Source organism: Nitrososphaera sp., from assembly GCF_037447015.1.
Classification (GTDB): Archaea; Thermoproteota; Nitrososphaeria; order Nitrososphaerales; family Nitrososphaeraceae; genus Nitrososphaera.
The window spans coordinates 1-9,512 of sequence record NZ_JBBIHK010000056.1 but is presented as its reverse complement, the minus strand read 5'-3'; the positions used below and the strand labels follow the sequence as shown (position 1 = coordinate 9,512).

The following is a 9,512-nucleotide window of genomic DNA, read 5'->3' as shown; positions in this document are numbered from 1 at the left end:
AAGATGGACAGTAATCCTGGCACGCTAGATGGACATTAATTGTGGCACTCTACAATTAAGGAATGCGATGTGTCTTCATACAGTCTAGCTGCTGATGTAGGCGGCGATGGTGATGGTGATAATGATGGTGTACGCACAATCGCCCTGAGCGCGCAAACATCTGAAGGGCCGGTGGACCTCGAAATAAGTTCCAACCCCGAGGTCGCACAGATTTTTGTCGGAGGATATTCGCGGGTGGAAACAGGCGAGCACATACTCACCGCCGGAAAGAAGCCGGTGGAAGGTTGCTCCTCCGACGACAGACAGGATCCACTCGTACCTTGGCATATTGACTGCATTACAGGAGCTTTTCAGGTCAATTGGTCTGCAGTTATAGTCCTTGGCGCAGTACCTGTTGCGGTGCTTGGAGTCTTGTACATTCTAATGCACCGTAAACGATAGCAAGATAGCAACTAATTGCTAGGATCTCTCAAGCTATTGGCGGGTCTACATTCATCTCAACAATCTTCTATCTGGTGAATTCATGACAAACCACTAGACGCTGTTAAATTCGCAGCGGGTAGCTATTACTTTACGAAGGAAAAACTCGAAATCCCAGCAGCATCCGACTTGATGATGTCTCTCTCTGTCTTTTTACTATCTTTTTCCTGCTCTCTCTAGATTATTTCAGCGATTCCCGCCGTAAATTATCGGTTTTCCAACCGGGCTGTTTCTAGGTTCTCGCCAATAGTAGAGATTTGTTGCAGGTCGGATTCTTTCATTGATGCTTCGATCCGCCTAGTTGCAGCTGCAAACACAAATTGTTCCAGATACTTTGCGATCTCTGAATTCTGGTCAAATTTATACATCTTCGCTCTTCCCACGTTTCTTGTGAACTTTATGATCCCTGCAGATTCAAACTTTGGCAACTCTCTGGATACAGTCCTTAAAGATACTCCAGATGATTCTGCGGCGTCCGTCTCAGAGTAGTCAAACTCTTTGTTTGTTACAAAGAAATCCAGAAGTCTAGCCGATGCGTTTCCGGAAACAAGCCACTCCAGAACCCCTTTTGGGCTCCCAAATTCTTCGCTAACGTTCATAGTCTATTATGACACAGAGTATGTATTATACGTATCGATTTTAGTAATCTTTATATCTTCTATGGCGTAACATCATGCCATGTTTTGCGTGATGTGCGAGCACGGGGGAAGCTTGTACGTTTAACCGGTATCACCTTGCCATACTCAGGAAATTATACTATTCTAACTGCATCGGTGAGCGGCATATGTCCAGGGAAGACTCGATGAAGGGCATTGCCACATCAGAAAAAGGAGAATCAACCAAAGCATACGACGACCTTAGAAAGTGGGGCTTTCTGAAAATCAAAAGAACGGGCTATGGCGAGCAAGTATCTATCTTTCCGAATATGCTTAAAGATGTTCAAGCCCTTCTGAATCCAAACCCGCAGACGGTCGTTAAAGACGGGCCGCCACTGGAATACTCTATTGACCCGGAGTTTGATGTCAACCCATTTCTCACCACCTATGCTGACAAGGTGATTAACGGAAAGAGGGGTAAGTACACATACCACAGGAGCTTGGTAGGTCCCGAAAGGATAAAGGCGTACGTATCGGTAGAGGGCGAGAAAATCTACATTATCAACCTTGGCTCATTTTATGAGAGAGACTCGCTGCTAGCAAAGGCGGTAACGAGGATTGATGAAAAGTTTGGCAACAGAGCCTTTGCAAAAGCAGAGATGTACGACCTAGGGCGAGACATCGTTGGAAACAAACAGCCAGTCAAGGCCATTCTTGATGTACTAGTTTTCTACAACTACCTCATAGACTTGAAAGAGGGATACTACAAGCGGACAACAAAACAATTGCCCAAATCAGGTTTGGAAGATTTTTCAAGCGAGTGACGAGCTGTGCGGCGCTGATCCAACAGTATTCAGAACAACAGTATCAAACCTTACGTGGATTGACTTTGCTATCTGCGCTTTAATATGTTCAGGAATTCCGCCTGATTTGAGAAACGTTATCCATTTCTGGATAGATGGCAGTTGGTTGAACGGTTCATTTTCCAGCTTTCTGTAGTCTTGGCTCAGTTGCTTTTGCAGCGAGACTATGATGTTTCCATTGGCATCGCGCTTGATTCCCCAGCTACCCTCTTTTTCCATCTCTGTTAGATAATGTGAGACGGTGCTATGGTCCTTGCCAATGTCTGCACCTATCTCTCTAGTAGTGTAATTGCCGTTTTGGACACTGATCGCGATGGCTTCTTTGATCTTCCCTCTATCCTTAACCTTTAATCCCTTGACCCGTAAACGGCTCTTTCTTCTTACGACTTGAGCCACTAACCATCTACCTCTTCCTTTGTATCGTACCTAAAACTGTCAGAAACACCAACGTGGTAGGGGATAGGTATACCAAATAACAGATAATAAAGTTGGAAAATTTGTTAGTGATGCTTGATTAACCTTCAGAAATAAGTTTAGTGACTGTACATTTTCAGGACTAGCTTGACCTTCGCGCCTGTGCAACGGATTATGCACCGCTTTTGTTGCATTGGACGCTCGGAGGGAGCGATTTTCTCACATAATTAATCGAATCTACTTTTCCGGCGCCGCCGCTCGCCTGTACCCGTGCGTAAAGCCTGCGTCGTAGACCTTCGAGTGCTCGTATTTCTTGGGCGCTATCACGTCGCCGACGATGATTAGCGCAGTCTTGATTATCTTTTCCTTCCTTGTCTTTTCGGCAATGTCGCCAAGCGTCCCCTTGATTATCTTTTCGTCCTCCCAGGTCGCCCTGTACACCACCGCGGCAGGCGTCTGCTCTGTATAGACGCCTCCTTTCAGGAGCTCTTTTACCACGTCGCCTATCAGGTGGACGCTGAGGTAGAACGCCATCGTGGCGCCGTGCTTGGCAAGCTCGGCGATGGACTCGCGCTCTGGCACCGGCGTGCGGAGCTCGGCCCTCGTTATTATCAGGGTCTGCGTGATGCCGGGCAGGGTCAGCTCAAGCCGCAGGTCGGCAGCCGCGCCGAGGATGGCAGTCACGCCGGGCACCACCTTGCACTCTATGCCGTCCGACTCGAGCCTGTCTATTTGCTCCCTTATGGTGCTAAAGAGCGCCGGGTCGCCGTCGTGGAACCTGACTGCAAGCCTGCCCGCAAGCGCCGCGTCGCGCAAAAGCTGGTATATCTTCTCGCGGTCGATGAGCGCCGCGTCGTGCAGCTCGGCGCCCTTTTTTGCGTATTCCAGGTTCCTGGGGTTAAAGAGCGAGCCCGAGTAGACGATTACGTCTGCCTGCTCGACCAGCCTTTTTGCCTTCAGCGTTATCAGCTCCGGGTCGCCCGGGCCGGACCCGACGAAATAGACTGTCTTCTTTTTTTCTCTTCTACTACTACTATTATTGTCCTCTTGCATTTTTCTTTGCCACCATTATCGAAAAGTACTTTTCTGCGGGCCCCTTCCTGCCCCTCTGCTCCGACAGCTTCGTTATTTCAAGTATCTCGCCCTCCGGCGCCGACACGTCCTGCGCTATCGCGATGGTCGCGTCGTCCGGAAAGCCTGACTCGCCCAGCATCTCTATCACGCTGTCAAAGTACCTGCCGTCTTTGAGGAAAATGACGGTGTCGCAGGCAGCCGCCGTCCTCTTTACCCTGTCCATGTCGTAGCACGCCGGCACTATGGCCACGGTCTCTTCGCCCTCTGCAAGCGATATCTTGGCCTTGTTGGCGATGGCAAACATGGACGCCACGCCCGGCACTATCTCCACCTCGATGTCCGGGTGGCTCTTTTTCAGCTCCCGATGGACGTATATCCACGTGCTGTAGAGCGCAGGGTCGCCCACGGTAAGGTAGACCACCCTCTTGCCGGACCTGACTGCGCCTGCTATCTCGTCTGCGTTTCGCCTCCAGTAATCCTTGAGCGACTCTCTATCCTTTACCATCGGGAACACGAGGCTTGCGGTCCTTGCCGCCGACTTGTCGATGTACTGGTCCACGACCGAGAGCGCGATGCTCGGCTTGCCCTCCCTGGCGGTGGGCGCAAATATCACCTCTGCGTTCTTGATGAGGTTGACTGCCCTGACGGTCAAAAGCTCCGGGTCGCCCGGCCCGCACCCGACGCAGTATAGCTTCATATACGAGAAAGAGCGCCGGCCTGCAGCAATTTATAATATGCGAGGCGCCGACGCGGCCGGCCTGCGCCGGGTCATTTTCCCTGCACCCCGGGTCCGCCCCTATCTCCTGCCAAAACCTTGCTTGCGACAACCTCGCTGACGGTCCGGGGCTTTCCGTCCCTGAACACGTCCCTGGGACAGTACCGAAACGAAAACTCTGACATCTGCTCAAGGATCGGCCTCAGTGCCTTTCCCTTTTCTGTCAGGGCGTATTCCACCCTCACGGGCCTTTCGTGGTGGATTTTGCGCCGTATCAGCCCATCTTTTTCCATTTCTCTCAGTCTAGCGGAAAGCGTCTTTGGGTTTATCTCCTCGACGGTCTCCAGGAACTCGTTGAACCTGCTTTTGTCATTGTACATCATGTCCCGGATGATGAGGATCGTGAATTTCTTGCCGATGATCCTGAACGTGTTGTAGACCGGGCACCGCTTTATTTGGTCAAATGCCTCTCCTCCTCCCTTCTTCCGGCCTGCCTGATCGTCCATGCGCGTTTCCATTGTTTCAGTTGCTTACCAGATCAGCACTTGCCAAGTTAAATACTTACCCAAGTATAGTAAGAGCGATAAGGTAAGCAACATGCTGGGCGAAATCTTGTTTGAAGAAAAACCAAACGTGACCGAAATCGCGGACTATGGGGTAAAGTTCGAGGACTTTCTGGCCGGGAAGCAGGCTGGCCACAGAGAGGCGAGATTCGACTTCCACTTCCTGAACGAGATCAGGGGCAAGCTCACAGGAAAAGTTGCAGGCGTTGCCGCGATAACCGCCAGAGCCGACGGCGGCCCCTCGGTGGCGGACATACACGGCACCCTGAAAACCGATGACGGAGAGAGCATACTCGTAAAGGCGTTCCTCTACCTCACCTTTCAGCGGGAGGGCGGCATCTACGGAAAGGGGATGGTCTACTTCCACACGAATTCAAGCAGGTACTCTTGGGTTAATTCGACGATCGGCATAGTCTCCGGCGGCGGGAATCCCCTGAATGGAGAAGCGGCCGTCAAAGTATATGCTTGGGAGTAGTGGTGCGGCGTGGGCAAAGCTCTAGACTTGGTAAACAGCTTCTACGATCTAACGAACAACAGGAACCAGACCGATGGACTGGAGGAGATGCTGTCTGAAGACATGACCTTTGCGGGGCCGCTGATCAGGACCGCGGGCTCGCCGGACTATATCAAAATGCTCGGGCAGTTCATCAGGTTCCACAAGGGCTGGAAGATGCTGAAACAGTTCGAGGATGGAAACGACGTCTGCTCCATCTACGAGATAGAGCTGGGTACCCCCTCCGGCGCCGGGACCTTCTCCGTGGTCATAGCTGACTGGATACGGGTCTCCGGCAGCGGAAAAATAGCTGAACAGAGGATATACTACGACCCCCGGGAGTTCTCAAAAGCTTTTGGGATGCAATGATTTTTTACGTGGCCGGGCAAAAGGCGGGGAGGCCTGCAAGCAAAGGGGAACAGGTCATCGACGCTACGGGAATATCTGCTCGCCGGTAAAGCGGTCGATTATCTTGATCGCCTTTGTGGGGCACGTCTGGGCCGCGGCGTAGATGGTGTCAAGGTCTGCGCCAAGCTCCGACTCCACCCTGGCCTTTGGGTTGACGCGCTTGTTCTTTTCGACCACGAACACCTTTGGCGCCAGCGTCTCGCAGCTGCCAAACGCCATGCACAGCGACGGCTCGACAATGATGTGGAACCTGCTCTTTGGCGTCTCGATCGCGGTGGGCCCCGCGTAATACTGCTGCTGTTGTTGCTGTTGTTCTGCAGCAGCCTCTTTCCTTGCCCGCAGCCTTTCAGCGCGTGTCCGCTCCTGCTGCTCTTCGTGGTGGTGATGCTGCTGGTAGTGGTGGTGGTGAGCCTGTTCGTGCCGCTCCTCTTCCTCTTGCTCTTCGTGCTGCTGCCCGCTGCCCGTGTCGCCAAAACCAATGCCGTCCCTGTCGTACTGGGCCCGCCTGTGTATGTCGGACAGCACCTCGTACGCGGCGTTCACCTTCTTGATCATGTCCTCGGCCTGCGCCGAGCCGTTATTCCTGTCGGGGTGGTATTTCCTAGCAAGGCGCCTGTACGCCTTTTTTATTTCAAGCTGCGTCGCCCTTTCAGGCACGCCCAGTATGGCATAGTAGCCCTTGCTGTCGGCCAAACGTGAACAGGGGGAGATGTGCTGGCCGCTATTATCTTTGTTTCCGAATTAATTATAAGGGCTCCAAAAGAACGAAATGGCGTGGTGGAACAGCAGGGGTTCGACAATTTTACAAAGGCCGGCTTTGCGCGCCTTTTGAAGCATTTCGAGAATAACACTGACGACGTGGTCAAGCTGACCAGGGCGTTTGCCCTTGCGAACAAGGCGCACAGGGGCCAGCACTCGTCGGCCGGCGACAGCGAGCCGCACATCAACCACTCGCTCAGGGTGGCCCTCATCCTGGCAGAGGAGTTCCAGGTGCGCGACTGCGACCTCGTGGCGGCCGCGCTCCTGCACGACTCGCTTGAAAGCGGCCTGCCAGAGGCCGACATTGTGGCCGAGTGCGGCGACAAGGTCGCGGCCACGGTCAGGCTGGCCACAGAGCCCCCAAAGGGCAAGGCGGAAGAGTATTTCGCCCGGCTTGCCAAGGAGCCCAGGGAGGCGCGCCTTGTCAAGCTTGCCGAGCGGCTGGAGATGGCAAGGTCGCTGAAAAACCACGCGTACCGGGACAGGGCGCTCAGGTACAAGGAGGAGACCCAGAAATACGTCGTCCCGCTTGCGCAGGGCACCGACGAGCGGTTTGCGTTCAAGCTCTCAGTCGCGCTCTACGAGATCAAGTAGGCGGCAGTCTGCGGCCAGCAGCGACTAGCTGGCTAGAGCACCAGCATCACGCCGCCGGATACGACGGTGATGAACTCTACCGCAGCAAGCTCTTTTGCCTTTGCTATCACGGCGTCCATCCACAGGCTGTCTATGCCCTGGCTCCATATCGTCACCTTCTTGTACTGCCTCTCCCTGCCGTGGAAGAACCCTATGCAGTCCTCAAGCGTGCTGTTCGGGTATTTCAGGCTCACGTCCTCTGCCATGGAGGCGGCCTCTGCTGGCAAGTATATGATTGTAAGAGTGGGGAAAGGCACCGGGCCCGGAGGAGGGGCCGGCGGCAGCTCGTCGGAAGGAGGGGAGGAAGAAGAAGATGGCATGTTCTATTCTGTTGTAACGCTGCATATGTGTTCCTCTCTTTATATCTTGGTTTCCACGCCGCACGTACGTAAATTCACCCACCCCCACCCCCCTCACCCTCCCCTCACTCTTTGCCATCGCGCTCGGCTCTGCCGCGGTGCTGTACCGGACGCGTACGGGGCGCCGCGGCTAGAGAGCCGGGGCAGACGCGCCATCCGCACTCTTCCTGGCGGTACGGCAAAAGGTTATTCACCTTCCTTCCTCTTCATCTCTCTGTAATATAGAAATGGCAAACAGCAACAAGATCAGGTGCTCGCACATACTCGTCCAGAAGCATAGCGAGGCCCTTGCCCTGCTTGAGCGGCTCAAAAAGGGCGAGAGCTTTTCCAAGCTGGCGCAGGAGCTTTCGATAGACAGGGGTTCGGGCAAGCGCGGGGGCGACCTCGGCTACTTTACTCGTGGAATGATGGTCAGGCCCTTTGAGGAGGCCGCGTTCAAGCTCGAAAAGGGGCAGATGTCGACAGAGCCTGTCAAGACCGAGTTTGGCTACCACATAATCAAGAGGGTGGACTGACCGCCGGCACATGGACGCCTACCTGGAAGAAGAGCTTTTCGACCTTGTCGTTTCGTGCATCAAAAAAGAAGCGCCTGCTTCTGATGCTCTCTGCTGCTGACACAGAAGACAAAAAGAAGAAGGAAGGAGGAAGAGGAGGACAGGATAGCCGAGATAGGCAGGGAGCTCTACGCAGACGGCGGCGCCGATGCAATGGAGAAAAACATGTTTTTCTCCATAGAGCACAGGGTGAGGGACGAGCACGGGGCCGACGCCCGGCCGTCCCGCACGCTCTGGAACGGCATAGACGCCACCGGCAGCTGGAAGTACTGCTACTACTAGCTTCTGGCCCTGTATAGGACGAACACGGCGACTGCGCCCATCATCCCGGCAAGCACCATCAGCACCTGGAACTGGAAGCCCAGGGGGTCTGCCACGCCTGCGTGCCTGCTGCTCACCTCCGCATATTCCGTCCCGCCGCTCTCCTGCACCTTGGAGTAGCCTGCTATCGTTATCTGGCCCGAGGGCGCCGGCGTGCTTGCGTGCATTTTCACCTGGGCGCCGTCCACCTGTATCTCTGCGTCCACCTCTTTTGGCAGGTACGTGCCTTCGCGGAAGCTGCTCTCGCCTATCGAGTGTATCGAGACGGTCCCGCCCTCTCCCTCCCTGAACACGTTATAGTTCTTCAGCTGCGCGCCCGTCACGTCGAACAGGTAGTGCCAGGACTTCATGGGCAGGTTGAACCTGCTAAAGTCGAGGATCGGGTCGCGCATTATCTTTTCTGCGCCCTGGAGCTTGTCGGCAAGCTGCGGCATGACCGCCTGCAGCGCGCCCTGCGGCGTGTTGATGTCTATCGTTTTTGCCGCCGTCGCCACCACCACCACTGCCCCGCCGTCTTCATCGGCTGCGCTGACCATGACAGGCCCGTCAACTACAAAGTTCCTCCAGTCCAGGTCGACTATGGCAGACCTGTTGCCGGGCACCTCCTTCTGGAGCACGTACCCCTTTATGTCTCCCTTTATATCCACCTTGACTGCCACCTGCGCCCTGTCCTGCTGACCCTTGACTGTAGCTACGTACGACAGGGTCACGTTCTCCACCACGACCGGGCTCTTCTGGCCCTCCCGTATCGCCCTGTTTATGGCGTCGACAAGCCCCTGCACGCTGCTGCCGTTTGCGACAAACTCTTTTCTCTCGTTTGCGCCGTCGAGCATGGCCGCAAGCGTGCTTCCAGCAGGGTAGCGAAGCTCGATGGTGCGGAACGCGGTCAGATGGATCCCTGACGCGTCCCTGTCAGGCAGCATCAGCGCGTCCAGCTGGTTTGCGTACGCGACCTGCGGCGCCACAGCTCCTCCTGTCAGCAGTACGAAGACAATTATCCCGGCAAGTGCATCTTTTCTCACAGTGCAATGATCGCAGGCCGGCGCCTTATCGCTTGTCTTTTGGGTATTTTTCTCGCCGCCTCATGCGCTCGCTCACCGGCGGGACACACTTTCAGGGCTCACCAAAAGAGAGTGCGCGTTCTCCTGTGGAGGGGGCAGTAAAAGGAGATACTTCTCATCCCTCTTTGCATCCTCTGCTACAGTGTCTCTGTGTCCGTCCATCTAGCTCATCGGCGTTATGGCGACGTTCCTGTACTCCGTCTTGGCGTCCTCATTGTA

The 9,512-nt window shown here is 54.6% G+C and carries 14 protein-coding genes; 6 read left to right on the top strand and 8 right to left on the bottom strand.

All coding sequences use genetic code 11. The features are described from left to right. Window positions 1–686 precede the first annotated feature (686 nt). Window positions 687–1,079, bottom strand: coding sequence for a hypothetical protein (locus tag WKI84_RS12455; protein WP_337863883.1), 393 nt, complete (start codon window positions 1,077–1,079; stop codon window positions 687–689). A gap of 185 nt (window positions 1,080–1,264) precedes the next feature. Here WKI84_RS12455 and WKI84_RS12450 point away from each other — a divergent pair, with 185 nt between their 5' ends. Further along, window positions 1,265–1,900 carry a hypothetical protein gene (locus WKI84_RS12450; RefSeq protein ID WP_337863882.1) on the top strand — a complete coding sequence of 212 codons (636 nt, stop codon included), beginning with the start codon at window positions 1,265–1,267 and terminating at the stop codon, window positions 1,898–1,900. Here WKI84_RS12450 and WKI84_RS12445 read toward each other — a convergent pair. The 4 genes from WKI84_RS12445 to WKI84_RS12430 all read right to left on the bottom strand — a co-directional run bounded on the left by WKI84_RS12445 (window position 1,889) and on the right by WKI84_RS12430 (window position 4,660). After that, on the bottom strand, window positions 1,889–2,335 hold the full coding sequence (locus WKI84_RS12445; RefSeq protein WP_337863881.1) for a hypothetical protein: 447 nt from the start codon (window positions 2,333–2,335) through the stop codon (window positions 1,889–1,891). The genes WKI84_RS12450 and WKI84_RS12445 overlap by 12 nt on opposite strands. Window positions 2,336–2,590: 255 nt before the next feature. Then, entirely contained in the window at window positions 2,591–3,406 is an 816-nt protein-coding gene (gene cobM / locus WKI84_RS12440; RefSeq protein ID WP_337863880.1) for a precorrin-4 C(11)-methyltransferase, read from the bottom strand. Next, window positions 3,390–4,124, bottom strand: coding sequence for a precorrin-2 C(20)-methyltransferase (gene cobI, locus WKI84_RS12435; RefSeq protein WP_337863879.1), 735 nt, complete (start codon window positions 4,122–4,124; stop codon window positions 3,390–3,392). The genes cobM and cobI overlap by 17 nt, the downstream gene beginning before the upstream one ends. Before the next feature lie 71 nt (window positions 4,125–4,195). Then, complete coding sequence (locus tag WKI84_RS12430; RefSeq protein WP_337863878.1) at window positions 4,196–4,660, bottom strand: helix-turn-helix domain-containing protein; 465 nt, start codon at window positions 4,658–4,660, stop codon at window positions 4,196–4,198. 79 nt (window positions 4,661–4,739) lie between these two features. Between WKI84_RS12430 and WKI84_RS12425 the strand changes: the two genes are divergently transcribed. Further along, the gene (locus WKI84_RS12425; RefSeq protein WP_337863877.1) at window positions 4,740–5,180 is read left to right on the top strand and encodes a hypothetical protein; all 441 of its coding nucleotides are present in this window, start codon (window positions 4,740–4,742) and stop codon (window positions 5,178–5,180) included. Between the two features lie 9 nt (window positions 5,181–5,189). Further along, window positions 5,190–5,567 carry a nuclear transport factor 2 family protein gene (locus WKI84_RS12420; protein WP_337863876.1) on the top strand — a complete coding sequence of 126 codons (378 nt, stop codon included), beginning with the start codon at window positions 5,190–5,192 and terminating at the stop codon, window positions 5,565–5,567. Between the two features lie 63 nt (window positions 5,568–5,630). Here WKI84_RS12420 and WKI84_RS12415 read toward each other — a convergent pair whose 3' ends face one another. Further along, the gene (locus WKI84_RS12415; RefSeq protein WP_337863875.1) at window positions 5,631–6,299 is read right to left on the bottom strand and encodes a DnaJ domain-containing protein; all 669 of its coding nucleotides are present in this window, start codon (window positions 6,297–6,299) and stop codon (window positions 5,631–5,633) included. An 81-nt stretch (window positions 6,300–6,380) separates the two neighbouring features. Here WKI84_RS12415 and WKI84_RS12410 point away from each other — a divergent pair, with 81 nt between their 5' ends. Continuing rightward, window positions 6,381–6,959 (top strand): HD domain-containing protein, encoded by a 579-nt coding sequence (locus tag WKI84_RS12410; protein ID WP_337863874.1) that lies wholly within the window; start codon window positions 6,381–6,383, stop codon window positions 6,957–6,959. A 32-nt stretch (window positions 6,960–6,991) separates the two neighbouring features. Here the strand turns inward: WKI84_RS12410 and WKI84_RS12405 are convergent, their stop codons facing one another. Next, window positions 6,992–7,318, bottom strand: coding sequence for a hypothetical protein (locus WKI84_RS12405; RefSeq protein ID WP_337863873.1), 327 nt, complete (start codon window positions 7,316–7,318; stop codon window positions 6,992–6,994). 266 nt (window positions 7,319–7,584) lie between these two features. Between WKI84_RS12405 and WKI84_RS12400 the strand changes: the two genes are divergently transcribed. Next, window positions 7,585–7,872 (top strand): peptidylprolyl isomerase, encoded by a 288-nt coding sequence (locus WKI84_RS12400; protein ID WP_337863872.1) that lies wholly within the window; start codon window positions 7,585–7,587, stop codon window positions 7,870–7,872. A gap of 192 nt (window positions 7,873–8,064) precedes the next feature. Beyond that, window positions 8,065–8,193 (top strand): hypothetical protein, encoded by a 129-nt coding sequence (locus tag WKI84_RS12395; RefSeq protein ID WP_337863871.1) that lies wholly within the window; start codon window positions 8,065–8,067, stop codon window positions 8,191–8,193. Here WKI84_RS12395 and WKI84_RS12390 read toward each other — a convergent pair. Then, window positions 8,190–9,254, bottom strand: a complete 1,065-nt coding sequence (locus tag WKI84_RS12390; RefSeq protein WP_337863870.1) for a hypothetical protein — start codon at window positions 9,252–9,254, stop codon at window positions 8,190–8,192. The genes WKI84_RS12395 and WKI84_RS12390 overlap by 4 nt on opposite strands. Window positions 9,255–9,512: the final 258 nt, after the last annotated feature.

Excerpts from the sequence above, each read along its gene's own strand:
- cobI (WP_337863879.1), bottom strand. The coding sequence starts at position 4,124 with ATGAAGCTATACTGCGTCGGGTGCGGGCCGGGCGACCCGGAGCTTTTG.
- WKI84_RS12400 (WP_337863872.1), top strand. The coding sequence starts at position 7,585 with ATGGCAAACAGCAACAAGATCAGGTGCTCGCACATACTCGTCCAGAAG.
- WKI84_RS12430 (WP_337863878.1), bottom strand. The coding sequence starts at position 4,660 with ATGGAAACGCGCATGGACGATCAGGCAGGCCGGAAGAAGGGAGGAGGA.
- WKI84_RS12405 (WP_337863873.1), bottom strand. The coding sequence starts at position 7,318 with ATGCCATCTTCTTCTTCCTCCCCTCCTTCCGACGAGCTGCCGCCGGCC.
- cobM (WP_337863880.1), bottom strand. The coding sequence starts at position 3,406 with ATGCAAGAGGACAATAATAGTAGTAGTAGAAGAGAAAAAAAGAAGACA.
- WKI84_RS12395 (WP_337863871.1), top strand. The coding sequence starts at position 8,065 with ATGGAGAAAAACATGTTTTTCTCCATAGAGCACAGGGTGAGGGACGAG.
- WKI84_RS12455 (WP_337863883.1), bottom strand. The coding sequence starts at position 1,079 with ATGAACGTTAGCGAAGAATTTGGGAGCCCAAAAGGGGTTCTGGAGTGG.
- WKI84_RS12450 (WP_337863882.1), top strand. The coding sequence starts at position 1,265 with ATGTCCAGGGAAGACTCGATGAAGGGCATTGCCACATCAGAAAAAGGA.
- WKI84_RS12425 (WP_337863877.1), top strand. The coding sequence starts at position 4,740 with ATGCTGGGCGAAATCTTGTTTGAAGAAAAACCAAACGTGACCGAAATC.